The sequence below is a fragment of the Marinobacterium marinum genome, assembly GCF_013868415.1.
Taxonomy (GTDB): domain Bacteria; phylum Pseudomonadota; class Gammaproteobacteria; order Pseudomonadales; family Balneatricaceae; genus Marinobacterium; species Marinobacterium marinum.
This window is the reverse complement of the sequence record NZ_JACEMT010000052.1, coordinates 39,204-66,080: the sequence shown is the minus strand read 5'-3', so window position 1 is coordinate 66,080 and position 26,877 is coordinate 39,204. Positions and strand designations below refer to the sequence as shown.

The following is a 26,877-nucleotide window of genomic DNA, read 5'->3' as shown; positions in this document are numbered from 1 at the left end:
GCGGGCTGTGCCTGCTTTGCTGCTGGTGGCACAAGGCGGCGAGGACGCTTGCGGGTCCTATTGCGGATGAGAATTTATCGGGCGGGTGCAGGGTCTAACTTGAGTGTGGCGCTTGGTTATATGTTAAGCTGTCAATCAGGCCCAGGTCCTCATGATTAGATGTAAGAAGGTGTATAAATGAGCGTAGTCGACACGATCAAAGAACAGATCGAAAACAATACAATTCTGCTGTACATGAAAGGTACTCCACGCTTCCCGCAGTGCGGTTTTTCCTCCCGTGCGGTTGAGGCAATCATGTCCTGCGGCGAGCGCTTTGCGTTCGTGAATATTCTGGAAAATCCGGATATTCGTGCTGAATTGCCCAAGTATGCCAACTGGCCGACATTTCCTCAGTTGTGGATCAATGGCGAGCTGGTCGGTGGCTGTGACATCATCTGCGAGATGGCTGCCAGTGGTGAGCTGAAGGATATGGTTGTTGCCGCTGCCCAGACTGAAGGTGATGCCGAGGCATGATGCCGTTTATCCCGCCAGCAGGCTAAGCCTGTCGGCGGGAGGTTGCATGATTACATAACAGGTAAGGGGAGAATTAGCATGGGCGTACTGGTAGGCAAGCAGGCACCTGATTTTAACGCCGCGGCAGTGTTGGGCGATGGTCAGATTGTTGATAGCTACAACCTGAAGGAAGCGATCAAGGGCAAGTATGGTCTGGTCTTCTTCTATCCGCTGGACTTTACGTTCGTGTGTCCATCGGAGCTGATTGCGCTGGATCATCGCATGGACGCTTTTCAAGAGCGCGGTGTCGAGGTGGTCGGCGTTTCTATCGACTCTCAGTTCACGCACAATGCCTGGCGCAACACGCCGGTGAACGAGGGTGGTATCGGCCAGGTCCGATATACACTGGTCGCCGACATCAAGCATGAAATTTGTCAGGCATACGATGTCGAGGCTGATGCTGGTGTGGCCTTCCGTGGCGCTTTCCTGATCGACAAGGAAGGTGTTGTACGTTCCCAGATCGTGAACGATCTGCCGTTGGGGCGTAATATGGATGAGCTGATTCGTCTGGTCGATGCCTTGCAGTTCCACGAGGAGCACGGTGAAGTGTGTCCGGCGGGCTGGAACAAGGGAGATAAGGGAATGGATGCGTCTCCGGTCGGAGTTGCCCAGTACCTGGCGGAAGAGTCCGATAAGCTGTAACTATTTGAGTCGGATATCCGGATGCACAAAAAAACCGCGCTGCTACTCAGACGCGGTTTTTTTGTGCGGGTTTTTCAGGGCGACCGTTCAGTCACGGGTCGCCAGGAACATGTCCCAGCCGCCCATGTCTTTCCACTGATTAATGATCGTGCAGAAAAGCTCGGCGGTTTTAACGGTGTCATACAGGGCCGAATGAGCCTGTTTGCCGTCAAAGTCAATGCCAGCCAGGTCGCAGGCGCGGGCCAGAACGGTTTGTCCATAGGCGAGGCCGGACAGGGATACGGTGTCGAAGGTTGAAAACGGGTGGAAAGGGTTGCGTTTGATATTGCAGCGCTCGGCGGCGTTGGTCACGAAGCTGTGGTCGAAAGATGCATTGTGCCCAACCAGAATGGCCCTTTTGCAGTCATGGGACTTGATCGATTTTCGGATTGGCTTGAAAATCTTTTCCAGCGCCTCCTGTTCGGCGACGGCCTGGCGTGCCGGGTCATCGGGGTCTATGCCGGTGAACTCCAGAGCGGATCGCTCCAGGTTGGCGCCGGGGAAGGGTTTTACATTGGCATCGTAACTCTGGTCGATCATCAGGTAGCCGTTCTCATCCATGGTCAGTGTGACGGCGGCGATTTCCAGCAGGGCATCGGTGCGCGGGTTGAAGCCGGCAGTTTCGACATCGACAACAACGGGCAAAAAACCGCGAAAGCGATCAGCCATCGGGTGAGGGGCGTTATGGCGGTGAGTCACGAAAATCCTTATTTACAGGTGAGAAAAGTGGCCGCAGGCATTCTAACAGCCTGGTCGGCAGCGTCAAAATGAGCTTAAGGCGAGCCCTGTTCGGCCGTTAAACAAAGTGCAACTGATCATTGGAGAGTGCATGTGAACACCCCTAGTCTGGTCCTGTTACTGCTGCTGTTGATGCCGGGCTGGGCGCAGGCCGTGGTGTTTCGGGCATCGATAGACGAATCGGTATGGGAGATGGAAACATCACGCTTCTTTTGCCGCCTCAGCCAGCAGGTGCCCGCGTTTGGGCAGGCCCTGTTCGAACATGAGGCCGGGGAGTCGTTGCGTTTTGTCTTGCGGCCGACCCAGCAGGATCAGCTGGCGGGGGAGGTGCTGTTGATGGCACGGGCATCTTCCTGGCAACCGGGCGTGGCGCCGTTCAATATTGCACGAGTCAAGGTCGAGGAAGGCGGCGCGCTGGCGCTGAGCAGTGAAGCGGCAAATCAGATGTTGGTTGCGTTGCACCGCGGCATGACTCCGACCTTCTCCAGTGCGCACTGGTTCAGCAGCGGCGAGCCGGTCGAGGTCGGCATCTCGGCCGCCAACTTCCAGTCGGCCTATGATGACTATCTTGGGTGTCTGACAACGCTGCTGCCGGTGAACTATCGCCAGGTGGCGCGTACTGCCGTGCTCTTTCCGTCCGCTACCTGGCGTCTGTCGGATGCCACTCGCGAGCGGCTGGACCTGATTGCGCTGTACGTGAAAACGGACGACAGCGTGAAGTCCATCTATGTGGATGGTCATTCAGATAACTATGGTCGCCGTTTGCTCAACCGTGACCTGTCCAAACAGCGAGCGGAGGAAGTGAGCCGTTATCTGCGCAGTCAGGGCATACCGGAGGAAATGATCATCACCCGCTTTCATGGAGAGCGCTACCCGGTTGTGCCCAATTCCAGTGCAGAAAATCGAGCCCGTAACCGCCGTGTGGCGATTCGCCTTGAACGCGACTAGTGTGCGCAACAGTTCAGCGGGGCGGGGCTTTCTGATATATTAATGTCACTTGTGCCGAGTGAATCTTAGCGGCCGGTCGATCATGGTGTTCGGCCGGCAATTGTTTCTGGAGCAGCAACATGTCCGATATTAAAAAGGTCGTTCTGGCGTACTCAGGCGGTCTGGATACTTCTGTAATCGTACGCTGGTTGCAGGATACCTATAACTGCGAGGTCGTAACCTTTACGGCCGACCTGGGTCAGGGTGAAGAAGTGGAACCTGCGCGTGCCAAGGCCGAAGCCTTGGGCGTCAAGGAAATCTACATCGAAGACCTGCGTGAAGAGTTTGTACGTGACTACGTTTTCCCGATGTTCCGTGCCAATACCATTTACGAAGGCGAGTACCTGCTGGGTACCTCCATCGCCCGTCCGCTGATTGCCAAGCGTCTGATCGAGATTGCCAACGAAACCGGTGCCGATGCGATTTCTCACGGTGCGACCGGCAAGGGTAACGACCAGGTGCGTTTCGAGCTGGGCGCCTATGCGCTGAAGCCGGGCGTACAGGTGATCGCTCCCTGGCGTGAATGGGATCTGACATCCCGTGAAACGCTGATGGCCTACTGTGAAGAGCGTGACATCCCGGTGGACTTCAGCTCCAGCAAGAAAAAGTCTCCCTACTCCATGGATGCCAACCTGCTGCACATTTCGTATGAAGGCGGCATTCTGGAAGATCCCTGGGCTGAAGCCGAAGACGACATGTGGCGTTGGAGTGTCAGCCCGGAACAGGCGCCCGATGAGCCGACTTACCTGACGCTGACCTATAGCAAGGGTGATATCGTTGCCATTGACGGTCAGGAAATGTCTCCGGCTACCGTGTTGGAATACCTGAACAAGGTTGGCGGTGCCAATGGGGTGGGGCGTCTGGATATCGTTGAAAACCGTTTTGTCGGTATGAAGTCACGCGGCTGTTACGAGACGCCGGGGGGCACCATCATGCTGAAGGCGCACCGTGCGATTGAATCGCTGACGCTGGATCGTGAAGCGGCGCATCTGAAAGACGAACTGATGCCACGCTACGCGAAAATTATCTACAACGGCTTCTGGTGGTCTGAAGAGCGCAAAATGCTGCAGCAGCTGATCGACTACAGCCAGCGCAACGTGAACGGTGATGTGCGCGTCAAACTGTACAAGGGCAGCGTGTCCGCCGTGGGCCGTCGTTCCGAAGACAGCCTGTTCGACGAAAGCATCGCAACCTTCGAAGACGATGCCGGTTCCTACAACCAGCAGGACGCGGAAGGCTTTATCAAGTTGAACGCACTGCGCATGCGCATTGCCGCCGGTAAGGGACGTAACCTGCTGGACGACTGATTTGCTCCGGAAGTGTTCCGAAAGCCCATGCAGGTTTTGCCTGCATGGGCTTTTTCAATTGTACGCAGATTCAGGTCAGGCACCTTGGCGGCGGGTGTTGGTGTGCAATAATTGCATCCCTCGGTGTGGGTGGCTTAAAATTCGCGCAGCCTTAGATCTTTCGAAGGGTTGTCCGGCTGGGCAGCCCTTTTCTATTTAAAGGATGCGCCGAGCATGAAGTCACACAAAATACTGGAAGCGCCGATCCCGATGCGCTGGGTCGGGCCGATCAAGATCAGCGGTGATGTCGTCGACGAGAAGCTCAGCGTGCCCCTTGCAACCTATGAGACGCCACTGTGGCCCTCGGTCGGTCGTGGTGCTCGCGTTTCGAATCTGACGGAAAGGGGAATTGTCACCACGGTGGTGGATGAGCGGATGACCCGTTCCATTCTGCTGGAGGCCGATGATGCTCTGGCGGCACACCAGGCGCTACAGTCGATCAAGGCACGTCAGGATGATCTCAATGCCGTGGTTGCCACCAGCAGTCGTTTTGCCAAACTGATCGATATGCACAGCCAGATTGTTGGCAATCTGATTTACCTGCGTTTGGAGTTCACCACCGGTGATGCCTCCGGCCATAACATGGTCACTAATGCAGCGGATAAACTTATTCCCTGGATTCTGACCGAGTATCCACAGCTGCGTTACTCCTCGATCTCCGCCAACTACTGTTCCGACAAGAAGGCCACGGCCGTTAACGGCATTCTTGGTCGCGGCAAGTATGTGGTCAGCGAAATCCTTATTCCGCGTGAAATCTGTGCACGCAGGCTCAAGACCACGCCGGAAAAAGTGGTGGATCTTAATATCAAGAAAAACCTGATCGGCACGTTGATGGCCGGTGGGTTGCGCAGTGCCAACGCTCACTATGCCAACATGTTGCTGGCGTTCTATCTGGCGACAGGGCAGGATGCGGCCAATATCATTGAGGGCTCTCAGGGGGTTGTACACGCGGAAGTCCGTGATGGTGATCTCTATTTCTCCTGTACGCTGCCTAACCTGATTGTGGGCTCGGTGGGCAACGGCAAGGGAATCGACTTTGTTGAAGACAACCTGCGCCAGCTTGGCTGCAAGGAAGTCCGTGAGCCGGGCGCCAATGCGCGCCGCCTGGCCGCCATCTGTGCGGCGACCGTACTGTGTGGAGAACTGTCATTGCTGGCTGCGCAGACGAATCCGGGCGAGTTGATGGAAGCCCATATTAAACTGGAGCGGTAATGACCGACCCGACCAACGAGCGCAAGATCGAGCATATCCGAGCCATTGAGCGTGACCCTGAAACGGACCGTCATGGCCACTGGTTTGATCGTATTCTGCTGACCAACCGGGCGTTGCCTGAGCTGGCACTGGATGAGATCGATCCGTCGACCGACTTCCTCGGTAAGCGACTCAGCTTTCCGTTGCTGGTTTCGTCAATGACCGGCGGTGACCATGAGCTGGTGCGTACCATCAACACCAATCTGGCGATCGCGGCCGAGCGCTGTCAGGTGGCGATGGCAGTGGGCTCCCAGCGGGTGATGTTCACTCATCCGGCGGCCGAGGCCAGCTTCGCCCTGCGTGAGCATGCGCCGAGCACGGTGCTGATCGGTAACGTCGGCGGGGTGCAGCTCAACTATGGTTTCGATCTTGACCAGTGTCGGCGAGCCGTCGATATCCTCGCAGCCGATGCGCTCTATTTCCACCTCAATCCGCTGCAGGAAGCGGTGCAGCCGGAAGGCGATACCGACTTTCGCGGTATCGCCGACCGCATCGGCGAGGTGGGGCGTCAGCTTGGCGTTCCGGTTTTGCTGAAAGAGGTGGGTGCCGGGCTGTCGGCAGCCGATATTGCACTGGGTCTGTCGCAGGGCATTCAATACTTTGATCTGGCCGGCAGTGGCGGGACCTCCTGGAGTCGGATCGAACACCACCGGCGTCATGACGGCAGTGATATCGGTCTGCGGTTCCAGGATTGGGGGTTGCCAACGCCACTGGCACTGCAGCAGGCGGCGCCGTTTCTGGATCGGGCAACATTGATTGCCAGCGGGGGGCTCAGAGATGGGATTGATATGGTCAAATCTGTTATACTCGGCGCCTCGCTGTGCGGTATGGCTGCCCCCCTGCTGCAGCCGGCGATGGAATCTGCCGAAGCCGTGGTAGCTGTGATTGAGCGGTTGCGGCGGGAATTTATCACTGCGATGTTTCTGCTCGGTACGCCGGATATGTCGGCGCTGTTCCGAAACAGGGCGCTTATTGTCCAAGAGCGTTGAGGACCCTGGCCTAGTATGTCCGTTGGTATTGACGAAATCAGCTTTTACACCTCCAACTACTATCTTGATTTGAAGACGCTGGCTGAAGTACAGGGGACGGACCCTGAAAAGTACTACACCGGTATCGGTCAGGAAAAGATGGGTATGGCGGCGCCCGATGAAGATATTGTCACCATGGCGTCCAGTGCCGCACTGCCGCTGATTGAGCGGGTCGGTCCCGAAGCGGTCAGCACGCTGCTGTTTGCGACCGAAACCGGTATCGACCAGTCCAAGGCGGCCGGTATTTATGTTCACCGCTTGCTGGGGCTGAGCAGTAACTGCCGAGTGGTTGAACTCAAGCAGGCCTGTTATAGCGCGACCGCAGCCTTGCAGATGGCCTGTGCTCTGGTGGCCCGCAAACCGGATTGCAAGGTGCTGGTGATCGCCTCCGATATTGCCCGCTACGACCTGGATACGCCGGGAGAGGCAACTCAGGGCTGTGGTGCCGTGGCGATGTTGATCGCCAGTAATCCACGCCTGGTCAGTATCGATCCTGAAGTGGGTAACCATACCGAAGATGTGATGGACTTCTGGCGCCCCAACTATCGCTCCACCGCCCTGGTTGACGGCAAGTACTCCACCAAGATTTATCTCAAGGCGCTGAAAAAGGCCTGGGACAACTTCCGCGACGTCAGTGATCTGGCCTTCGGCGATTTCAGTCGCTTCTGCTATCACCTGCCGTTCAGCCGCATGGCGCAGAAAGCGCATCAGCAGCTGGTACGTCACAATAAGGTCGGTCTGTCGGCCGATGAGCAGGAAGCCCAGATCAGTGACACGCTGCTCTACAACCGCATCATCGGCAACAGTTACACGGCCTCCATGTATATCGGTCTGACGTCTCTGCTGGAGAACACCGAGGAAGACCTGTCCGGCAAGCGAATCGGTTTTTTCAGTTACGGTTCCGGTTGTGTCGGTGAGTTTTTCTCCGGCACTGTCGTCGCAGGCTATCGCGAGGCACTGCACACGGAATATCACCAGGCGTTGCTGGCGGCACGTCGTGAAATCGAGCATGACGAATATCTGCAACTGTACCGCAATCAGGTGCCCGCTGATGGTGGCGAGCATCGTTTTGCCGAAGGTACAACGGGACGCTTCCGCCTGGCCGGCATTGCGCATCATAAACGCGAATACGTAATCTGCTGATGCCGACCGCCTGTGCACCGGGGAAGATTATCCTCAGCGGTGAGCATGCGGTCGTGTATGGTGCACCGGCGTTGGCATTGGCGGTGGATCGGCACATGCGAATCCATTACCGCCCGGATCGTTTGCCGCGGCTGAGCTGGCATGCTCAGGAGCGTACGCATGTGCTCGGTCTGGACAAGCTGGCAAGCCTGCGTCGCCGGCTGGACAGCCATTTTGAACGCTACCTGCGCGGCGAACTGCCGATCACCCGAATCCTGCAAAAACCGGCCGAACTGGCATTTTATGCCGTGGATATGGCACGCATGCTGTCGGGGCTGGAGATTCGCCCTCAGGGCAGCCTGAAAATCGATTCCGATATCCCTATTGGCGCGGGCATGGGGTCTTCGGCGGCATTGATTGCCGCACTGCTCAAGCTGTTTGGTCGCTTTGACAGTCTGGATGAGCTGATTCGGCAGGTACGTCACTGTGAACGTCTGCAGCACGGCCGTGGCAGCATTATTGATGCCGCAGCTGTCTGTTCCGGTGGTCTGGTGCGTGTGCAGGAGGACGAGGTACAGCACTTGAAACTGTCAGATTGTGGCGTCGGCCCCGGTCTGTTTTGGCTGTTTACCGGGACTCCGGCCTGTAGCACTGGCGCTTGTGTCGATCAGGTACGGCGCAACTTCGCCAACGCATCCATCTGGGATGAATTTACCGAAACGACGCAAGCCGTCGAAGCGGCATTGTTGTCGGGCAGTTCGTTGGTTGAGCCGATTCGCCACAATCATCGCCTGCTGGCTCGTATCGGGGTTGTGCCAGCCCCCTTACAGCGGTTGGCTGAGCAGGTCGAACAGGTCGGTGGCGCAGCCAAGGTGTGCGGTGCAGGGGCCGTATCCGGTGATCAGGGCGGGCTTATGCTACTGTTATTGCCGGAAGGGATGACTCCGGCAGGATTTCCTCTGCTGCCTGATTGGCACTGGGGGGTATTGAAGGAGGATCCCGAAGGTGTCCGTATACTCGAAGATTGAAGTCAGTGCCCCGGGCAGTACCATGCTGATGGGCGAACATGCCGTGCTGTTTGGCGAGCCAGCGCTGGCATGTGCCGTTGCAGCACGACTGACCGTGACCTTGCTGCCTCGTGCTGATCGGCAGGTACTGATTGACAGTGCGCTGGGGCAGTACAGCGGATCACTGGATACATTGGCGCCGATGCCGGAGCTAGCCTTTGTACTGGCCGTAATCGAACGTTATCGAGCCAGTTTGTCACGGGGTTTTCAGCTGACCATTCAATCCGGCTTTTCCCATACGGTCGGTTTGGGGTCTTCCGCTGCGGTAACCGCCGCGACAACGGCTGCCATGGCAGCGTATAGCGGGCAGAGTACCGCCCCGGAAGTACTGTTCGAAACGGCATTGGCTGCCGTCCATCAGGTCCAGAATGGGCGAGGATCGGGGACCGATCTGGCGGCCAGTATTTATGGGGGCGTGATCGGCTATGACATGGCGCCGGCCGGGGTTCGACCATTACCGGGCCTGCCTCCGATTGTGCTGTACTATAGCGGTTACAAAATGAAAACCCCCGATGTGCTGGCTCTGGTTGAGCGCAAGGCCGAACGCCATCCTGAACTGTATACGGGGCTGTATCACCTGATGGGGCAGACCTGCCGCCAGGCGGAGCAGGCGGTTCGTGATCAGGACTGGTCTGCCCTGGGAGAGTTGATGAATATCTACCAGGGCCTGATGGATGCCCTGGGTGTCTGTGATGCGACGCTGGCGCAGATGATTCATCGCCTGAGAGCGGAGCCGGGTGTGCAGGGTGCCAAGATATCCGGCTCGGGACTGGGCGACTGTGTGCTGGCGTTGGGCGTTGTCGAGTCGGACATGCCTTGGGACGTGATTCCGGTATCAGTGGCCGCAACGGGAGTGGAGATCCATTATGAAACGAATTGAAGTGATTGAACGACTGCTGCCGAAAGTGGTCAAGGCGTCTGCCTCGGCGGAGCAGTTTGCGCCCAGCAACATTGCCCTGTGCAAATACTGGGGCAAGCGTGACACTGAGCTCAATTTGCCGATCAATGCCTCCCTGTCGGTATCACTGGACTACCTGGGCAGTCACACGCGTCTGATCCCGATTGAAGGGCAGGTGGATGAAGTCTGGCTCAATGGTCAGCAGCTGCAGCCGGGAGCAAAGTTCAGCCGGAAGGTCAGCGAATTCATCGATTTGTTTCGCCGTGATCAGCTGCTCTACTTCCGGGTGGAAACCCGCAACAATATTCCGACGGCGGCCGGTCTGGCCTCGTCCGCGTCCGGTTTTGCGGCACTGACCCTGGCGCTCAATGACGCCTTGGCACTGGACCTGCCGTCAGAGCATTTGTCGATCCTGGCACGTATGGGCAGTGGTAGTGCCTGCCGGTCTCTGTTCACGGGGTTCGTCGAGTGGGAGATGGGGCAGCGTGAAGACGGCCTGGACAGTCATGGTATTCCACTGGATCATCACTGGCCCGGATTCTGTATCGGACTGGTGGAAATTGATGCCGGTGAGAAGGCGACGGATTCGCGTTCGGGCATGCAGCGTACCGTTGAAACGGCTCACCTGTATCAAAGCTGGCCGCTGCAGGCGGCAGCGGATTTGAGTCGTCTGCATCAGGCTATCGCCGAGCGTGACTTTGCGCTTCTGGGACAGACAGCCGAGCAGAACGCCCTGTCGATGCATGCCACTATGATCGCCTCCTGGCCGCCGCTGCTGTATTGGCAGCCGGACTCGGTAGCGGCGATGCAGAAGGTCTGGCGCCTGCGCGAGCAGGGACTGCCGGTCTACTTCACTATGGACGCCGGCCCCAACCTGAAACTGCTGTTCCAGCGTGAGGACCGCGATACTCTGCTGCAACACTTTCCCGACCTGGAAACCGTGGAGCCATTCGGCCACTGATGGACGCGCGGGTTGGCCTGCCGCTGACCCGCCGTCAGCGCGATCACCGTGGGCGCTTACAGTTGGTTTACTGGCTGCGTACCGAGACCGGCGCTGAAGAAATCGTTATCGATGGCGAATCGGCTATCGCCTTTCTGCAGGCGGCCGACCGTGAGCGGGCTCAGGCCTTGCTGTGCGACCTCAAGGGTTGCCTGCTGCGGCCACTGTCATTACATACCCTGTCTCATCAACCGGTCTGTGGACTCTATGCCGACAGTCTGTCCGTCTGGCACGAGGCTCTTGCACGCCTGCAGCGGGCGGGGATTACGCTGATGGAAGAGGATGTGCGTCCGGTGGATCGCTATCTGATCGAGCGCGGTATCTTCGCAGGCGCTCGAGTTATCCACAGGAACAGCGGGCCTGCTCTGGTACGTGATACCTTTATCCCCACCCTTCGCTTGTTGTCACTGGATATTGAAACCACCCTCAGAGCCGACCGTATTCTGTCCATTGCCCTGCAGTGCGGGACACAGGAAGTCGTACTGTTCAATGGCAGTATTCCTGCAGCGGCGCATATTCTTCCGTGCGTGGATGAACGATCCCTGCTGCAGGCGCTGGAGACGCAAGTCAGGCGTTTGGACCCGGATCTGTTGATTGGCTGGAATGTCATTGGTTTTGACTTGCGGGTACTGGAGCAAAGGGCTCGGGCACTGGGTGTCAGGTTATGCCTGGGACGTGATCAACAGCCGTTGCGGGTAGAGCAGTCGCAGACCGGGCGCTGGTTTGCCCGGCTGAACGGCCGAGTCGTGCTGGATGGCATTGAAACACTCAAGGGCGCAACCTGGCAATTTGAGCGTTACAGCCTGGAGTTTGTTGCACAGGAATTACTGGGGCGTGGCAAACTGATCCACGACCCGGGTGACCGGGGTGAAGAGATTCAACGCCTCTATCGTGAAGCGCCCGAAGCGTTGGCAGGCTACAACCTGGAAGACTGCCGTCTGGTGACTGATATTTTCGAGCGCGCCGAACTGGTGCCTTACTTGCTGGAGAGAGCCCGTCTGACAGGGTTGCCATTGGACAAGGTTGGTGGCTCATCACAGGCTTTTGATAACCTCTATTTGCCGCGTCTGCACCGGGCGGGCTTTGTTGCACCCGAATATGCTTCGGGGCTGGGCGATCTGGAAGTACCGGGTGGTTTTGTCATGGATTCGCGCCCCGGCCTTTATCGCCATGTGCTGGTGCTGGACTTCAAGAGTCTGTACCCGAGCATTATCCGAAGTTTTCAGATTGACCCCCTGGGGCTGGCAATGGGTACACGGGGGGATTCTCCGCCTGAAGCTCTGGTGCCGGGCTTTCATCACGCGATTTTCGATCGCCGCCACGCCTTGCTGCCAGGCATTATTGAGCGGCTATGGGCGGCGCGTGATCAGGCGAAGCGAGACGGCAACTCGGCGTTGTCTCAGGCAATCAAGATCCAGATGAATGCTTGTTACGGCGTACTGGGCTCAAGGGTCTGCCGTTTTTTCGACCAGCGCTTGTCCGGCTCTATTACTTTGCGCGGCCATCAGATTTTGCAGCAGACTGCCGAGCATATCGAGTCGGTGTATGGCCATACCGTCATTTATGGTGATACCGATTCGGTCTTTGTGTGGCTGGGAGACGAATGGGCGGATGTGGATACGGATGCCTACGGTGAATATCTGGCCACGGAGCTGAACCGGTGGTGGCAGGCGCAACTGCAGCGACGCTTCGATATCGAAAGCGCACTGGAGCTGCAGTATGAAGCGCATTACAGTCGTTTTTTGATGCCGCGTATGCGTCACTCGGAAAAAGGCAGCAAGAAGCGCTATGCCGGGATCAAGCGGCAGGGGAATGGTGACGAGGCACTGATTTTCAGAGGGCTGGAGTCGGTACGGACCGACTGGACGCCACTGGCGCGTACATTTCAGCAGGAACTGTACGGTCGTATCTTCCATGACCGTCCCTGGCGTAGCCTGCTGCAACAGCAGGTCGAGGCCGTTTTTGCCGGTACCTGTGACGAGGCCTTGGTGTATCGGCGCCGCATTCGCCAGCCCTTGAGCGCCTATATTCGCAATCGCCCGCCACATGTGCGTGCCGCACAGCAGTTGGAGGATGCGCGGCACCGGCAGGGACTGCCGCCAGCCTACCGGGTAGGGGATAGCATTGCCTATGTGATGACCGTTAATGGCCCGGAACCGGTTGAACTGTTGCGTTCACCGATAGACTACCAGCATTATGTGGACAAGCAGCTGCTGCCGGTGGCGGATACGATTCTGCCGTTTATTGGCGAATCATTCGCCCAGCTGGTTGCCCCGCAGATTGACTTGTTCTGAAGCGGGAGCAAAGCGCTTGTTTTCGAGGTCTCAGGGATAAAGAGCTACAGGTAACGCAGATGTCGGACTATCAGGACCCGGACAGTACCCGTCGAGGCTTGGCCAAGGGCATGCACTACCTTGCCTGGATTGTGTTGCTGGTATTGTTGACGGTGTATTTCAATGATTTTGTCGGTGAACAACGCAACCCGAATCAGCACTTGAGTCTGGTCGAGTCGGGCAGTGGTGAAGTGGTGCTTGAGCAGAGCCGGAGTGGGCACTATGTGGCACCGGGACGGATCAACGGTCAGCCCGTAACCTTTCTGCTGGATACCGGTGCCACCCGGGTCAGTGTGCCGGAAATCCTGGCGGATCGCTTGGGTTTGAAACGTGGGGCTGAACAGAAAACGGTGACAGCCAATGGGGTCATCAGTGTGTACGCCACGCGACTGGAGCGGGTGCAGCTGGGCAGCATCGAGCTGCGCAATGTATCTGCCAGCATTAATCCGTTCATGCCGGATGAAACCGTCCTGCTGGGGATGAGTTTCATGCAGCATCTTGAACTGGTGCAGCGGGGTGGACAGCTGACCCTCAGCATACCGCGCCAGGATTAACAGGCTGGCCAGATGAACGGATCAGCCTGAAAGGCGACAGGGTTTACTGCTGCAGGAAGTAAGGCTCGGTGCGGCTGGCCAGCCAGGCCTTGGCCTGCTCTTCGCTGGTGCCAAAAAATACCACGCGGGGAATGCTGCTACGACGGCCGTGACTGGGCAGATCAGTTCGCAGAATCCACCAGCTGTTGGTATCGGCCTGCTTGATAGTAAGGCAATGATCGGCTTGAGCAAGGTTGCGAAAAGCGGTCATGAAAGGCTCGTTCGTTCAGGTGAAAATAGGCTGGGTTCAGGTGGCTAATTTATAGCCAAAACGGATGTTCTGCAATAGCCTTGTGCACTTTTATGGTGCGTTTTTGACTGATCTTAACAATCATGTTCGGTTCATTTAGCGGCATTTAATGCCGAAAATTCGGAAATACGCCGATTGTCATAAATTTCTGAGTAATGTCCCACTAAAATGCACCATGGTAGTGCGCTTTAGTGAGGCATGCCGACCACCTGATACGGGGCAGGGCATGCACACAAGATCGGTATTCGCGCCTCAGCAGCCGACAGGTTCAAACAATTCCATTTCAGTGATTGAACTGACGGTCGTATAACATGCGCCTGTTTTCAGCTTCAGCAACATCCATCAACCGAAACTCGACAATATCACCGGGTTTGCGCTGGGCAAGTTTGGCCAGATCCAGAGAGAAGACGCAGCCAATCTTGGGATAGCCCCCGATTGTCTGCCGGTCTCGCATCAGCACAATGGGTTGTCCATCTTGAGGAATCTGTACCGCTCCCAGAGCGATTCCTTCCGAAATAATCCCGTTTTGTTCGCTGGCGACAGGTTCTCCCTGGAGCCGATAGCCCATGCGATCAATATTGGAAGTCACCGTGTAGGGGGCGGTAAAGAACTTCATCCGCTGGGTGATTGAAAAACACTCATACTGATAGCCCAGTATGAGTCCCATCTTCAACGGCTCGGAATAGTCCGGTATAGCCCAGTCCGGCATGGCACGTTGCTCAGCGACAGCACTTTCCATCGAGAGCAAGCGATCCCCCCTTTGCAAGGGTTTGCCACTGCCGTCCAGCCCGCCCAGCTTTTCACGAGTGACGGTTGCGGCACTGCCCAGCCGTGCCACGGTCTGAATGCCTCCAGGAAAGGCCAAATAGGCCCGTAGACCATTCTCTGGAGTGCCGAACTTCAGGCGATCCCCGGCCTGAACCTGATATTGCTGCCATGGCAACAGAGGTTTACCGTTCAATGTGGCGCCCAGGTCTGCCCCGGCCAATGCAAAGGTCATGTCGCTCAGTGCTTCCAGCACCAGCATGCCGTAGGTGATTTCAAGGGCCGCAGACCCTCGAGGGTTGCCCAGCAGCCAGTTGGCCCAGTCAAAGGCATGTTCATCCATAGGGCCGCCAGTGGTGACACCGAGATGCTGGTAGCCTGCTCGGCCACCATCCTGAACCAGCGCGATCATGCCGGGATCAATAACTTTAAAGCTCATCCAACCGGCCTCCCATGTCGATGAATGTTTCCCGGTCAATCGGATCGAAGCGCACTCGATCTCCCACGTTCACGCGTGTCAGTGTCTCACTGTCCCAGTCGATCATGTCCAGTGGTGTTCGGCCTATAATTTGCCAGCCTCCTGGAGTCTGAGAGGGATAAATCGCCGTTTGGTTGTCCGCGATTCCGAGGCTGCCGGCCGGCACCTTGAGTCTCGGGGTCGACTTTCGCGCAATCCTTAGAGACTCCGGCGTGTTACCGAGATAGGCAAAGCCGGGGCTGAAGCCGATGGCATAGACACGGTATATCTGCTCGGAATGTAGCCGAATCACTTCTTCTGTACTGAGCTGACACTCACGGGCGATGTATTCCAGATCCAGCGCTACCTCCGGACCATAATAGACCGGCAATACCACCTCTTCAGTATCAGACAAATCCTCGGACACGCCTTGAACCTGCTCAAATGCTGTCCGCAGCAGGGCCTCAACGGCAAAGCGATCGGCCTGTTGCAGGTCAAAACTGACCAGCACACTGGTATAGGAGGGAATGATATCGGTCAGACAGTTGCCCAGACTGGCGCGAATGTTGCGGGTCAGCTGCGCCACTTGTGCCGCTACTGCTTCACTGATTTCATCCCCCAGATAGATGATCCAGGTACTTTCGTTGACAGGCTGCATGCGGGTCATGCGCCCACCACTGCTCGAATATGGCGCGCTGCCGCTACAGCATGCTCGCTGTCACCATGAATACAGATAGTGTCGGCACAGATCGGTATTCTGTGACCACCCAGAGAGGTCACCGCCCCTTCCTCAATAATCTGCAGCACCTGCGCTTCGATGGCCTCGGTTGTCTTGTGCACGGCACCGGGGATGCTCCGGTTCGCCAGCCGCCCGCTGTCATCGTAGGCACGGTCCGAAAACGCCTCGAACCAGACCTCGATGCCGTGTCGATCGGCCAGCCGACGCACCGCATCGGCTTCCGGTGTTGCCATCACCACCAGCGGGCAGTCTCGAGAATAGCCCGCAACCGCCTGCATCAGCGCCCCCAGGGTCGCCTCGTCAACCATCATGCGGTTATAGAGCGCCCCGTGAGGCTTAACATACTGAATGCTGGTGCCATTGACCCGGCAGATACCATCCAGCGCCGCCAGCTGATAGACCGTCATCAGGCGCAGTTCATCGGCCGACAGCACCATATCCCGCCGCCCAAAGCCCAGCAGGTCCGGATAGCCCGGGTGTGCCCCTACCATCACGTCTGACTGTTGTGCCAGTTGCACGGTATAGTCCATGGTTTGCGGGTCTGACGCATGATAGCCGCAGGCGATGTTCGCCATATCGATGTAAGGCATTACATCCGCATCCATGCCTTTGCTCCATGAGCCGAAACTCTCACCCATGTCACAATTAAGCTTCATCTGTGATCTCCAGATATAGATAGCCCCTGCAGCCGGCTGACCGCAGTCATGCCTGTCTTTCAGACCAAAGCCGGCGGGTCAGGGGCGTTATGCGATTGATTAGCGTTGTGTCATGGTGGTCGGGAGATAGGTCACAATCTCCGGGAACCAGTAGATCAGCACGATCGCCAGCAAAATCATAAGGAAGAAAGGCAGCGCGGCCCTGGCTACATACAGAATGTTCTTGCCGGTCAGCGCCTGAATCACGAACAGGTTGAACCCGACAGGCGGCGTAATCTGCGACATTTCGACCACCAGCACGATGTAGATGCCGAACCAGAGCAGATCAATGCCTGCCTGCTGTACCATCGGCAACATCACCGCCACGGTCAATACCACCACTGAAATGCCGTCCAGGAAACAGCCCAGCACTACAAAGAGAACGGTCAGGTAGATCAGCAGCTCCAGCGGAGACAGACCCAGGGTGCCGATCCATTCGGTCAGTGCGCGCGGAATACCCAGAAAACCCATGGCCAGAGTCAGAAAGTGCGCCCCAACAAGTATCAGGCCGATCATGCAGGAGCTTTTGACCGCTCCCAGCAGACTTCCCTTGAAGCTTTCCATGCTGAGCGAACCGGTCATGGCCGCCAGTACCAGCGCACCGAACACACCCAGGGCGGCCGCTTCGGTCGGCGTGGTGAAACCGCCGTAAATGGAGCCCAGTACAAAGCCGATCAGACCCATAATCGGCAACAGCTTTCTCAGCGCTGCGATCTTGGCCTTCAGCGATACCTGCTCCTTGCTGTGCTTGGGCAGCTCGTCCTTGTTCATGAGTGCCCACACCATGGTGTAGCCCATAAACAGGGTTACCAGCAGCAAACCGGGCAAGGCACCGGCAATGAACAGTCGACCAATCGATACCTCCGCCGCAACCCCGTACACGATCAGGATAATGGAAGGGGGAATCAGCAGGCCCAAGGTACCTGAACCGGCCAGGGTTCCGACCGCCATGCGATCACTGTATCCCTGCGCCTTGAGCTCCGGTAGCGTCATGCGGCCGATAGTGGCTGCTGTCGCCGCTGAAGAGCCTGATACTGCCGCGAAAATACCGCAACTCAGCACGTTAACGTGCAGCAGCTTGCCCGGCAGGCCGCCGAGCCAAGGCGATAGCCCGGCAAAAAGATCGGAGGACAGACGTGTTCTGAACAGCACCTCTCCCATCCAGATGAACATCGGCAGTGCCGTCAATGACCATGCGGTACTGGCTCCCCAGCTTGAAGTACCGAACAACAGGCCAACCTGCTCATTGCCGGACAGCATCAGGCCCAGCGCAGCAACCCCAACCAGCGCCAGGGAAACCCACACGCCAACGGCCAGCATCAGCAGTATGCTGATCGCGAGGACAATGGATAACGTCATCGGCTCCATTAAACTTCCTCCAGATTAATTTCGTCTTCGGCCCCGATGTAGGCCGGCATCTTGCCTCGCAAGGCATCAATGAGCGCGTCCAGAACCGCCAGTGTAAAAGCGGTAGTACCCAGGCCCAGTGGCACTTGTGGCATCCACAGCGGCAGGGCGATATAGCCGTGCGTCATCTCTTCAAATACAAAGGATTCCCACACCATGAACCAGGAGTACCAGGCCATGAATCCGCTCAGCACGAGCCCGATCAGCAAAACCGCCAGCTCCTGTACCCGCCGCAACGGGCGGGGCAAGTGCTGAATGGCGAGTGTGACCCGGATATGGCCACCGTCACGAAAGGTGTAGGCGAGGCCAAAGAAGATGGAAGCCGCCAGTGAATAACCCGCAAAATCTTCGGCTGAAGGAATAATAAACCCGAAAAAACGGCCTACTATCTGCGCCAGTACCAACACCATAATGGCGATGATGCAGGCTCCAGACAGGTAACCGGATGTCAGATATAGATTTTCTTTAAGTGCTGACATGGATGTTGCCTCATCAACAGGCCCCCAAAGCGCTTCGGGGGCCATGCGGGTTTACTGTTGCTGGTACTGCTTGAGGATCTTGCCAATTTCGGCAGGCGCTTCAGCCTCCCATTCCTTGATCATGATCTGGCCGATTTTTTCCAGTTCAGCGATCAGTTCGGCCGAGGGCTCGCTGACCACAATGCCATTAGCCGCCAGAGTTTCGGTATCCTGCCGGGTTGTTGCACGAACACCTTCCCAGCCCTTGCTTTCAGCATTGGCCGCAGCGGTCAGAATCATCTGCTGAGTGGCCTTGTCGAGGCGGCGGAAGGCACGTTTGTTGGCAACCACGATGTTCTTGGGAATCCATGCCTTGATGTCGGTGTAATGGGTCAGGTAATCCCATGCCTGGCCGTTTGCACCGGTAGACGGAGACGTGATCATGGCATCAATGATACCGGTGCTGAATGCCTGCGGAACCTCAGGTGCCTGCACGGTGGTCGGCGATGTATGCATCAACTCGGCCAGGCGTGAAGTTGAAGGGCTGTAGGCACGCATCTTGGTGCCTTTCAGGTCATCCAGGGTATTGACTGGGAACTTGGTATACAAGCTCTGTGTCGGCCAGGGTACAGTGTACAGCAGTACCATGCCTTCCTTATTCAGCAGTTTTTCAAGTTCAGGCTTGGCCGCTTCCCACAACTTTTTCGAATCATCAAAGTTGGTTGCCAGGAATGGGATGTTGTCGTGCTTGAAAACCGGGTGAGAGTTGCCCATCACGCCGATAAACACTTCACCCAGCTGTACCTGTCCTGTTCTCACGGCACGCGGGATTTCGGGGTGCTTGATCAGAGACGCTCCTGAATGCACATTGATATCCAGTTTGCCGCCACTCTTTTCACGGATTTCATCCGCAAACTCGTAGGCGAGCTTGGTGGTGAGGTTGGCATCACCGTAAGGGGTCGGCATATGCCAGGTATCGGCCTGTGCCGTGGCGCTTATGGCACCCGTAAGGGCAATAATGCCGGCGATTTTTTTCAACATGAAAAGTCTCCACTTTTTATTGTGTCAGCCTAACAGGCTGTCGAAAGCCTATCCGTTCTGCCGCATACCGTGTGAGAAACCGACTCAAAGTGCTCCTCTATTCTGAGCGGCACTTTTCGCCGGATGACGCTCCTCGGGTTTCAGCGGCCTCGAACCGTTTTTCAACAACCTGCTAGAGAATGGCCAGCTCATCGTTGAGCTTGTCGGTCACCAGCATTTTGCCGGGGACATGAGTAATGCAAATCGGTGGCTTCGCATTACGAATCGCAACCTGAGGCGTGACACCACAGGCCCAGAAAACGGGAATTTCGTCATCATGTACCGGCACGCTGTCCCCGTACTGGGGCGTTGCCAGATCATCGATGCCGATCAGGTCAGGGCGGCCGATATGAACAGGCGCGCCGTGTGCCTTGGGCAGCCGTGTCGTCACCTGAATGGCACGAATCGCATCAGCCGGTGAAAACGGACGCATGGTGACCACGGTGTTGCCATGGAAGCGCGAGCTGGGCGTCGTTGCCAGGCTGCTGTCATACATGGACACATTGCGACCAAGATCGATATTGCGTATTGCCAATCCCGCCCGCTGCAGTGCTTCTTCAAAGGAGAAGGAGCACCCCAGAACAAACGTCACCATTTGGTCATTCCACAGGTCGGCAATATCCGTGCGTGTCTGTGTCAGCTCGCCGTCTACGAACAGGTTGTACTCGGGTACGTCGCTACGAATATCGATATCCTTGCCCAGCTCGGGCAACAGCGGCTCGCCGGGGCGGGACATCGCAATCAGAGGGCAGGAGACCGGGTTAAGTTGGCAAAAATGGAGAAAATCCTGAGCCCAGTCGGCAGTCAGGATCACGATATTGCCTTGCATGAGCCCGGAAGCAAGACCGCTGGTCGTGCTCGTAAACTCACCGGCACGAATCTGCTGCCGCAGTGTTCGAGCGGTATCGAGCAGTTCCTGCTTGTAGGAAGAAATTGCCTGCCTGGTCATGTGTGGCCTCTAACTTGATTGCAATATTGACGCCTCGCTAAGACTAATCAAGAAGAGAAAAAAGTCTAATTATGATTATTTCTATTTAATGATAAATAAAATTTATATACCTTCGTTCGCATAGGTCTCCGAAACGATCACGGCCAGTTCAGACGCCTGTTCAGCAATCGAATTATAGGGTACCGCCGAGTAGGATGCCGTGAACTGCAGTTCAGAGGGGGTCCAGCTGGCATTCAGTTGGGTAATGATTCCTTTTTCCAGCTCTTCCTTGATCATGCGATACGGCAGCGTGGAAATCCCGACTCCATCGACGGTTAACCGATAACAGGCCGAAAGAGAACTGGATGACATGAAACGTACGGACGAGCCTTCTATGGCGCGAAAACGCTGGCTGATTTCGGCAAACGGCTTGGTATTCCGTGCGTAGGTAATAATGGGCCACTGTGCCAGTTCTTCGATGTTCAGCAGCCTGTCCGGAAGACCAAGCGACGGACTTGCAATCCAGGCCAGAGGAAAGCTGCATAACGACAGGTTGGCGATACTGGGGTCTGAAATCGGCCCCATCAGGAAAGCAAGATCAACGGAGCGGTCCAGCAACCCGGCCCGCAAGTTGCTGGTGACATCCACCGTCATCTCGACTTCAAGATGCGGCATCTCATTATTCAGACGGCGCAGAAATTCGGGTAGCCAAGTATGCACAATGGTCTCTGAAACCCCCAGTCGGAGCAGCCCTGATACTCCCTGAACGTTGTTGGCGCGCTTTCTGAGCTGTTCCTGCATATAAATTATTTTTTCAGCGTAGGGCAGCAGCTCTTTACCCTTGGCTGTCAGCGATACGGGCCCGGGCCCCATTTCCCGTTCAAACAGCTTCACACCCAGCTCTTCTTCCAGAGTCGAGATGCGGCTGGATATCGCAGGCTGTGTGGTGTGCTGGCGTTCTGCTGCCTTGCGAAAGCTGCCCAATGTAGCCACCCACACAAAAGTTTCGAGTCGTTTAAAATTCACATTTATTTACCCAATAAAGAAGCCGCTACCCGTTGCTGCATCACCAGATGTCACGACTCGACGCTTGTCTCAGTCCCTTCTTAACCGGCCCTGCCGCATTTTGGAGCAGACTATAGATGAATTGGAATCAAAAGTTCACGTTTGAGGCGGCTATTCACGACGGGGGCGGGGTTGAATTGCGCGGGATTGCGAATGGTTTGGCAGGCGGTCCTGTGAGCAATCGCGTATAGCAATTATGTAATGCGTTCACTCAAACAGTAGCGCCGAAGCCGTGTGGCTTCGGCGCTTGAGAGTCAGCTGCGGTTGGCCAGTTCCTTGAGTTCACTGGCAGCAACGGTCAGCAGCGCAATATCCGGGGAGGAGCCTTTGGCTTCCTGACCCAGTTGCAGCCAGCGGTCCAGCTGGCTGCGGTTGCGTGCCTGCCAGGCGCTTAGTACACCGCTTTCCGGTTCTGCCGCGGCCTGCATCAGGCTGCGGCAGATGTTCAGCTGGCTGCCGGTCAGCACATCTTTCAAGCCTTCAATGGCCAGTGCCTGCCACTGGGTCTCGACCGGCAGTCGGACCAGTGCAGCAGCAAAGTGGTGCAGTTTCAGCTGTTGCCCCAGGTTGAAATAGAGCTCTGCAACCAGGTCGAGGCTCTGACCGGTCTGATCGGCGACCACGACGATACCCAACAGTTGATCGAGGTTATCCACAACCGCAAGACGGGCGGCCAATGCCTGGTCGACACCCGCCTGCAGCAGGGTTTTCTGTGCAGACCCGCAGCGGGTTTCCGGGCTGTCGCACAGCAGCTGTGGCAACTGGTCGATCAGCGTGCGGATGCCCTTGCCATACTGTGCAATGAGTTCAGCCGTCGGGCGGTTGAATTCTGCCTGGCGCAGGAACCAGCGAGTGGCACGACGCATCAGTCCGCTCAGGCTGGCCAGCATCTGCTGCTGCAGTTCGCTGCTGACCTGATTGTCCAGCGCATGGATCTGCTGCCAGATCGAGCGGGTATCAAACACATCCCGTGCGATCACCCAGGCACGTACGATGTCGGCCGCAGTGGCTCCGGTGCTCTGACCAAGCTGGTCGACAAAGGTGATGCCGACATGGTTGACCAGTTCGTTTGCCAGCTGCGTTGCCAGAATTTCGCGACGCAGACGGTGCTGCATCAGCTGCTCGGGGTAGCGCTGCAGCAACTGCCCCGGGAAGGCGGTCAGCAGTTCGCGGCCGAGGTGCTCGTCCTCGATGAGCGGCGAGTCGATCAACTGCTCCTTGAGAGCGGCCTTGCTGTAGGAGATCAAGACCGACAGCTCCGGACGGGTCAGGCCCAGGCCTCGAGCCTTGAGCTCTTCCAGTCGTTCGTCGTCGCGGATGAACTCCAGTGAACGGTCGAGGCGACCGCTCTGCTCCAGCGTGCGGATCAGGCGGATGTACTCGTCCGGTGCCTGGCGGGCATGACGTTCGGCGCTGCTGATGGCCAGTGCCTGGTCATAGTTGTTCTGCAAGACCAGTTCGGCGACGCCATTGGTCATGTCGCGCAGCAGCTTGTTGCGTTGTTTCGGCGTCAGGTCGCCCTCGGCCACGACTTCGTTGAGCAGGATCTTGATATTGACCTCGTGGTCGGAGCAATCCACACCACCGGCATTATCGATGAAGTCGGTATTGGCCTTGCCGCCCTGTTCGCAGAATTCGATACGACCCGGCTGAGTGAAGCCAAGGTTGCCGCCTTCGCCGAGCACGCGGCAGCGCAGCTCGTTGCCATTGACGCGCAGCAGGTCATTGGCCTTGTCACCGGCATCGGCATGGGTTTCATGGCTGGCCTTGACGTAGGTGCCGATACCACCGTTCCAGATCAGGTCAACCGGTGACTTGAGCAGGGCGCGGATCAGTTCGTTGGGCGACAGGCGCTCCGCCGCAATATCGAAGCGTGCACGGATCTCGTCACTGAGCGTGATCGATTTGGCATTGCGTGAGAACACGCCGCCGCCGGCCGAGATCAGCTCGGCGCTGTAATCCTGCCAGCTGGAGCGGGGCAGGTTGAACAGGCGGTTACGCTCGGCATGGCTGGCGGCGGCATCCGGGTTGGGATCAATGAAAATGTGCTGGTGGTTAAAGGCCGCGACCAGGCGAATATGTTCGGACAACAGCATGCCGTTACCGAACACATCACCGCCCATGTCGCCGATGCCGACAACCGTGAATTCTTCGTTCTGGGTATCGAGCCCCAGCTCACGGAAGTGCAGCTTGACCGATTCCCAGGCACCGCGAGCCGTGATGCCCATGCCCTTGTGGTCATAGCCGACGGAGCCGCCAGAGGCGAAGGCATCGCCCAGCCAGAAACCGCGTTCGGCCGCGATGCCGTTGGCGATGTCGGAGAAGGTGGCAGTACCCTTGTCGGCAGCAACCACGAAGTAGGGATCGTCTTCGTCGTGACGTACCACCGCTTCCGGCGGTACCACTTCACCACCCAGCAGGTTGTCGGTGACATCCAGCAGGGCGCTGATGAACAGGCGGTAGCAGGCAACGCCTTCGGCCTGGAACTCTTCACGGCCGACTTTATCCGACAGCTGCTTGGCGACAAAGCCGCCCTTGGCACCGACCGGCACGATCACGGCGTTTTTCACCTGCTGGGCCTTAACCAGTCCCAGCACCTCGGTACGGTAATCTTCCAGACGGTCGGACCAGCGCAGACCGCCACGGGCGACCTTGCCGCCGCGCAGGTGTACACCCTCGACACGTGGCGAGTAGACGAAGATCTCGAACATGGGGCGTGGCTGCGGAATATCGGCAATGGCACGCGGGCTCATCTTGAACGACAGACAGCCTTTGGCGCTGCCATCGGCGTTGGGCTGAAAGTAGTTGGTGCGCAGGGTTGCCTGCATCAGTTCAAGGTAACGGCGCAGGATCTGGTCATCGTTGAGATTGTCAATCTGATCCAGGGCGTCGAGGATGCTGCTTTCGAGGCGCTCGCTGACGGCCGTATTGCGATCATGCGCCTGGCGAGCCGGCTCGAAGCGCGCCCGGAACAGGGCGACCAGCAGTCGGCTGACCTGCAGGTGGCGGGACAGGGTGGCGGCGATGTAGCTCTGGCTGAAGCCGAAGCGCAGCTGCTGATTGTAGCGGGCATAGGCGCGCAGCATGGCGACTTCGCGCCAGTTCAGACCGGCACCAATGACCAGCTGGTTGAAAGCGTCATTTTCGGCCTGACCTGCCCAGATCGCGGCAAAGGCGTCCTGGAAGATCGTGCGTACCTCTTCCAGCTCGACGCTGTCGGCGTGCTGGTAGCTGAGGGTGAAGTCGTGAATCCAGAAGGTCTGGCCGTCGGCCGCGTCCAGGCGATAGGGATGCTCGCCCAGCACGCGCATACCCAGGTTCTCCAGCACCGGGATCACATCGGACAGGACCAGCGGCTGATCACGCTGGAACAGCTTGAATCGCAGCAGGTCCGAGCTTTGCTCCAGGACCCGGTAGAAGCTCATGCCGATCGGCTGCTCGGCGCTGAGAATATCCAGGTGACGCAGATCGAAGACCGCCTTGGCCGGGCTGAAATGCTGGCGGTAGGCGGGCGGACAGGCAAAACGGAAGCGGTTGGACAGCTGGCTGCCCTGGGCTTCGCCGCACTCATCGATCAGGGTCTGATGCAGGTCGTCGTTCCAGGAGCGGGAAATCGCCACGACCTCGGCTTCTATGGCTGCGAAGTCGAACGCTGCAATGGCTTCGGGATCAATGTGGGCAACAAAGTGCACGCGGGCCAGGATGGATTCGCTGTAGTAGGTGGTGAAGTCGATTTCATGCGTGTTCAGCGCCTTGGCCAGAACCTTCTGGACCTGCTGTCTCAGCTCGGTGTTGAAGCTGTCGCGGGGCACGTAGTACAGGAAAGTGACGAACTTGCCGCAGCGATCGGGGCGCATCAGCAGACGGGCACGACGGCGTTCCTGCAGGTTGAAAACGCCCATTGTGGTGTGCAGCAGCTCTTTATCGGACGACAGGCATACTTCGTCGCGCGGCAGTTCGTGCAGAATCTGTACCAGAGCCTTGCCGCTGTGACCGGTACGGCTGAAACCGCTGGCTTCGATCAGGCGACTCAGCTTGAGGCGCAGCAGCGGGATACGGTCGAGGCGTTCGCTGTAGACCGGAAGGGTGTAAAGACCGTAAAAGCGGTGTTCGCCGTTGACCCGGCCCTCGCTGTCGAAGGTTTTGACCACGACCAGGTCCATGTAGGCCGGACGGTGGATGCGTGAACGGCGGCTGTACTTGGCCAGCTGCAGCGGCGCCTGCTCTTGCATGGCGCTGCGTTCACTGTCGCTCAGTTCGGTGAAGCGGCGGCTGCGCTCGGCCTTGCTGGCCAGACGCTGAGTGCCAAGCTCCTGGCCGTCCAGTCGAGTGGCTACAAATTTGCCTTCTTCTTCAGTGAAGGAGAGTTGATCGCAGGCGAGGAAGGTAAAGTTGTCGTCCTGCAGCCAGTCGATAAAATCGGCCGCTTCAGTGGCATCATCGTCATTGCGGCTACGCAGCTTTTCGCTCAGCTGAGCTGCGCGGGTGCGCATGGCATCGTAGTCGCTCACCGCAGCGGCTACCAGCGTATGCAGTTCGCTCAGCAGTTTACGCAGCTGCTGCAGGCACTCGGCATCGCTCTGCAGATCCACTTCAAGGTAGATGAAAGACTCGGCTTCGCCGCCCTGGCCCAGACCGGTCAGTTGACTGTCCTGGCGCGCGCTGAGCAGAACGGTGTTGTAGATGGTGTGGATGCCGATTTGCGCCTGGTTGAGCGCCATGCGTACCGAATCCACCAGGAAGGGCATGTCCGGGAATAACAACTGGATGACCGTGTGGCTGCTGTGCCAGCCGTGCTGCTCGAGGTCGGGATTGAACAGTCGTACCTTGGGGGCGGTGTAGTCATATTGTTGCACGAACTCCCAGCTGGACAGCAGTGGACCCAGCAGGTCTTCAGGATGGTGCTGGTCCAGATCCTCTGCCGAGGCGACCTGGAAAAAAGACTGGGCGAAATGCTGGACCGACTCGGCTTCAGCAGCCGGGACAGTGCTGATGATCTGCTCGGCCAGCGGCGACAAAGCCTGATTTATTTCTGTTGTTAGACCGGCGTTCATGGTAATGCGCGACTCCCGTAAGGCAAGGATATGGACAACCCGGAGTGATTCAGGGCATAGCGGTACTTTAGGGGAGAATGGCGGAAAAAAATTGCCGGGATACGACGCGGTTTTTTGAAAAACACCGGTCTCTATCAGCATGAAAAGAGAAAGATGAGGCTGTCGATCAGAGGCGCGGTCGAGGTCTGAACAGAGGCTTTTGGATTAAAAGCAAGCTGACCGGGACAGACAATTGTATTGCCGGGCAGGCAATTCGTGCGGGTCTGATATAAAATTCCCGGCCGAATTGTTTTTCCATATGCGACCTGCTTTTTCGTAGTTGCGACAAAAAGAGTCTGTCAAGCTTCTGTATTGCACATGTATATGCGAATTTTCGGAAAAAT

Annotated in this window: 23 protein-coding genes; 12 read left to right on the top strand and 11 right to left on the bottom strand. The window is 57.3% G+C overall.

Annotated elements, in window-relative coordinates; translation table 11 throughout:
• The first annotated feature begins 177 nt into the window (after window positions 1-177).
• Window positions 178-513 (top strand): Grx4 family monothiol glutaredoxin, encoded by a 336-nt coding sequence (gene grxD, locus H1S06_RS11790; RefSeq protein WP_181740429.1) that lies wholly within the window; start codon window positions 178-180, stop codon window positions 511-513.
• 78 nt (window positions 514-591) lie between these two features.
• The gene (locus H1S06_RS11785) at window positions 592-1,194 is read left to right on the top strand and encodes a peroxiredoxin (RefSeq protein ID WP_181740427.1); all 603 of its coding nucleotides are present in this window, start codon (window positions 592-594) and stop codon (window positions 1,192-1,194) included.
• Window positions 1,195-1,281: 87 nt separating this feature from the next.
• On the opposite strand, the gene rnt is transcribed toward H1S06_RS11785, so the two are convergent.
• Complete coding sequence (rnt, locus tag H1S06_RS11780) at window positions 1,282-1,902, bottom strand: ribonuclease T (RefSeq protein WP_181740920.1); 621 nt, start codon at window positions 1,900-1,902, stop codon at window positions 1,282-1,284.
• A gap of 162 nt (window positions 1,903-2,064) precedes the next feature.
• On the opposite strand from rnt, the gene H1S06_RS11775 reads away from it, so the two are divergent.
• From H1S06_RS11775 to H1S06_RS11730, 10 genes are all read left to right on the top strand, one after another.
• Window positions 2,065-2,919 (top strand): flagellar protein MotY, encoded by an 855-nt coding sequence (locus tag H1S06_RS11775; RefSeq protein WP_328515342.1) that lies wholly within the window; start codon window positions 2,065-2,067, stop codon window positions 2,917-2,919.
• Between the two features lie 119 nt (window positions 2,920-3,038).
• A complete protein-coding gene (locus H1S06_RS11770; protein WP_181740425.1) occupies window positions 3,039-4,265 on the top strand; it encodes an argininosuccinate synthase in 1,227 nt (408 codons plus the stop codon).
• 213 nt (window positions 4,266-4,478) lie between these two features.
• Entirely contained in the window at window positions 4,479-5,516 is a 1,038-nt protein-coding gene (locus H1S06_RS11765) for a hydroxymethylglutaryl-CoA reductase (protein WP_181740423.1), read from the top strand.
• Complete coding sequence (gene fni / locus H1S06_RS11760) at window positions 5,516-6,544, top strand: type 2 isopentenyl-diphosphate Delta-isomerase (protein ID WP_181740421.1); 1,029 nt, start codon at window positions 5,516-5,518, stop codon at window positions 6,542-6,544. Before H1S06_RS11765 ends, fni begins: the two co-directional genes overlap by 1 nt.
• Before the next feature lie 15 nt (window positions 6,545-6,559).
• Complete coding sequence (locus H1S06_RS11755; protein ID WP_181740419.1) at window positions 6,560-7,726, top strand: hydroxymethylglutaryl-CoA synthase; 1,167 nt, start codon at window positions 6,560-6,562, stop codon at window positions 7,724-7,726.
• Window positions 7,726-8,733 (top strand): mevalonate kinase family protein, encoded by a 1,008-nt coding sequence (locus tag H1S06_RS11750; protein WP_181740417.1) that lies wholly within the window; start codon window positions 7,726-7,728, stop codon window positions 8,731-8,733. Before H1S06_RS11755 ends, H1S06_RS11750 begins: the two co-directional genes overlap by 1 nt.
• A complete protein-coding gene (gene mvk, locus H1S06_RS11745) occupies window positions 8,711-9,652 on the top strand; it encodes a mevalonate kinase (protein WP_181740415.1) in 942 nt (313 codons plus the stop codon). Before H1S06_RS11750 ends, mvk begins: the two co-directional genes overlap by 23 nt.
• Window positions 9,639-10,631 carry a diphosphomevalonate decarboxylase gene (mvaD, locus tag H1S06_RS11740; protein ID WP_181740413.1) on the top strand — a complete coding sequence of 331 codons (993 nt, stop codon included), beginning with the start codon at window positions 9,639-9,641 and terminating at the stop codon, window positions 10,629-10,631. The genes mvk and mvaD overlap by 14 nt, the downstream gene beginning before the upstream one ends.
• Complete coding sequence (locus tag H1S06_RS11735; protein ID WP_181740411.1) at window positions 10,631-12,964, top strand: DNA polymerase II; 2,334 nt, start codon at window positions 10,631-10,633, stop codon at window positions 12,962-12,964. Before mvaD ends, H1S06_RS11735 begins: the two co-directional genes overlap by 1 nt.
• A gap of 59 nt (window positions 12,965-13,023) precedes the next feature.
• Complete coding sequence (locus H1S06_RS11730; protein ID WP_181740409.1) at window positions 13,024-13,557, top strand: retropepsin-like aspartic protease family protein; 534 nt, start codon at window positions 13,024-13,026, stop codon at window positions 13,555-13,557.
• 43 nt (window positions 13,558-13,600) lie between these two features.
• Here H1S06_RS11730 and H1S06_RS11725 read toward each other — a convergent pair whose 3' ends face one another.
• The 10 genes from H1S06_RS11725 to H1S06_RS11680 all read right to left on the bottom strand — a co-directional run bounded on the left by H1S06_RS11725 (window position 13,601) and on the right by H1S06_RS11680 (window position 26,494).
• Window positions 13,601-13,807: a hypothetical protein gene (locus H1S06_RS11725; protein WP_181740407.1), complete on the bottom strand. Its 207-nt coding sequence runs from the start codon at window positions 13,805-13,807 to the stop codon at window positions 13,601-13,603.
• 322 nt (window positions 13,808-14,129) lie between these two features.
• Window positions 14,130-15,050 (bottom strand): 5-oxoprolinase subunit C family protein, encoded by a 921-nt coding sequence (locus tag H1S06_RS11720; RefSeq protein ID WP_181740405.1) that lies wholly within the window; start codon window positions 15,048-15,050, stop codon window positions 14,130-14,132.
• Complete coding sequence (pxpB, locus tag H1S06_RS11715) at window positions 15,040-15,735, bottom strand: 5-oxoprolinase subunit PxpB (RefSeq protein WP_181740403.1); 696 nt, start codon at window positions 15,733-15,735, stop codon at window positions 15,040-15,042. Before pxpB ends, H1S06_RS11720 begins: the two co-directional genes overlap by 11 nt.
• A complete protein-coding gene (locus tag H1S06_RS11710) occupies window positions 15,732-16,463 on the bottom strand; it encodes a 5-oxoprolinase subunit PxpA (protein WP_181740400.1) in 732 nt (243 codons plus the stop codon). The genes pxpB and H1S06_RS11710 overlap by 4 nt, the downstream gene beginning before the upstream one ends.
• A gap of 99 nt (window positions 16,464-16,562) precedes the next feature.
• Window positions 16,563-17,870: a TRAP transporter large permease gene (locus H1S06_RS11705; RefSeq protein WP_181740398.1), complete on the bottom strand. Its 1,308-nt coding sequence runs from the start codon at window positions 17,868-17,870 to the stop codon at window positions 16,563-16,565.
• Window positions 17,870-18,388, bottom strand: a complete 519-nt coding sequence (locus tag H1S06_RS11700) for a TRAP transporter small permease (protein WP_181740396.1) — start codon at window positions 18,386-18,388, stop codon at window positions 17,870-17,872. Before H1S06_RS11700 ends, H1S06_RS11705 begins: the two co-directional genes overlap by 1 nt.
• Before the next feature lie 51 nt (window positions 18,389-18,439).
• On the bottom strand, window positions 18,440-19,408 hold the full coding sequence (locus H1S06_RS11695; RefSeq protein WP_181740394.1) for a TRAP transporter substrate-binding protein: 969 nt from the start codon (window positions 19,406-19,408) through the stop codon (window positions 18,440-18,442).
• 172 nt (window positions 19,409-19,580) lie between these two features.
• The gene (locus tag H1S06_RS11690; RefSeq protein ID WP_181740392.1) at window positions 19,581-20,396 is read right to left on the bottom strand and encodes a putative hydro-lyase; all 816 of its coding nucleotides are present in this window, start codon (window positions 20,394-20,396) and stop codon (window positions 19,581-19,583) included.
• Between the two features lie 102 nt (window positions 20,397-20,498).
• Window positions 20,499-21,401, bottom strand: coding sequence for a LysR family transcriptional regulator (locus H1S06_RS11685; RefSeq protein ID WP_181740390.1), 903 nt, complete (start codon window positions 21,399-21,401; stop codon window positions 20,499-20,501).
• Window positions 21,402-21,694: 293 nt separating this feature from the next.
• Complete coding sequence (locus H1S06_RS11680; protein ID WP_181740387.1) at window positions 21,695-26,494, bottom strand: NAD-glutamate dehydrogenase; 4,800 nt, start codon at window positions 26,492-26,494, stop codon at window positions 21,695-21,697.
• Between the last annotated feature and the right edge of the window lie 383 nt (window positions 26,495-26,877).

Coding starts and splice junctions, on each gene's coding strand:
- pxpB (WP_181740403.1), bottom strand. CDS start 15,735: ATGACCCGCATGCAGCCTGTCAACGAAAGTACCTGGATCATCTATCTG.
- H1S06_RS11705 (WP_181740398.1), bottom strand. CDS start 17,870: ATGGAGCCGATGACGTTATCCATTGTCCTCGCGATCAGCATACTGCTG.
- H1S06_RS11765 (WP_181740423.1), top strand. CDS start 4,479: ATGAAGTCACACAAAATACTGGAAGCGCCGATCCCGATGCGCTGGGTC.
- fni (WP_181740421.1), top strand. CDS start 5,516: ATGACCGACCCGACCAACGAGCGCAAGATCGAGCATATCCGAGCCATT.
- H1S06_RS11750 (WP_181740417.1), top strand. CDS start 7,726: ATGCCGACCGCCTGTGCACCGGGGAAGATTATCCTCAGCGGTGAGCAT.
- H1S06_RS11735 (WP_181740411.1), top strand. CDS start 10,631: ATGGACGCGCGGGTTGGCCTGCCGCTGACCCGCCGTCAGCGCGATCAC.
- H1S06_RS11710 (WP_181740400.1), bottom strand. CDS start 16,463: ATGAAGCTTAATTGTGACATGGGTGAGAGTTTCGGCTCATGGAGCAAA.
- H1S06_RS11690 (WP_181740392.1), bottom strand. CDS start 20,396: ATGACCAGGCAGGCAATTTCTTCCTACAAGCAGGAACTGCTCGATACC.
- H1S06_RS11680 (WP_181740387.1), bottom strand. CDS start 26,494: ATGAACGCCGGTCTAACAACAGAAATAAATCAGGCTTTGTCGCCGCTG.
- H1S06_RS11720 (WP_181740405.1), bottom strand. CDS start 15,050: ATGAGCTTTAAAGTTATTGATCCCGGCATGATCGCGCTGGTTCAGGAT.
- H1S06_RS11785 (WP_181740427.1), top strand. CDS start 592: ATGGGCGTACTGGTAGGCAAGCAGGCACCTGATTTTAACGCCGCGGCA.
- H1S06_RS11725 (WP_181740407.1), bottom strand. CDS start 13,807: ATGACCGCTTTTCGCAACCTTGCTCAAGCCGATCATTGCCTTACTATC.
- H1S06_RS11695 (WP_181740394.1), bottom strand. CDS start 19,408: ATGTTGAAAAAAATCGCCGGCATTATTGCCCTTACGGGTGCCATAAGC.
- H1S06_RS11755 (WP_181740419.1), top strand. CDS start 6,560: ATGTCCGTTGGTATTGACGAAATCAGCTTTTACACCTCCAACTACTAT.
- H1S06_RS11770 (WP_181740425.1), top strand. CDS start 3,039: ATGTCCGATATTAAAAAGGTCGTTCTGGCGTACTCAGGCGGTCTGGAT.
- rnt (WP_181740920.1), bottom strand. CDS start 1,902: ATGGCTGATCGCTTTCGCGGTTTTTTGCCCGTTGTTGTCGATGTCGAA.
- mvaD (WP_181740413.1), top strand. CDS start 9,639: ATGAAACGAATTGAAGTGATTGAACGACTGCTGCCGAAAGTGGTCAAG.
- H1S06_RS11700 (WP_181740396.1), bottom strand. CDS start 18,388: ATGTCAGCACTTAAAGAAAATCTATATCTGACATCCGGTTACCTGTCT.
- H1S06_RS11730 (WP_181740409.1), top strand. CDS start 13,024: ATGTCGGACTATCAGGACCCGGACAGTACCCGTCGAGGCTTGGCCAAG.
- grxD (WP_181740429.1), top strand. CDS start 178: ATGAGCGTAGTCGACACGATCAAAGAACAGATCGAAAACAATACAATT.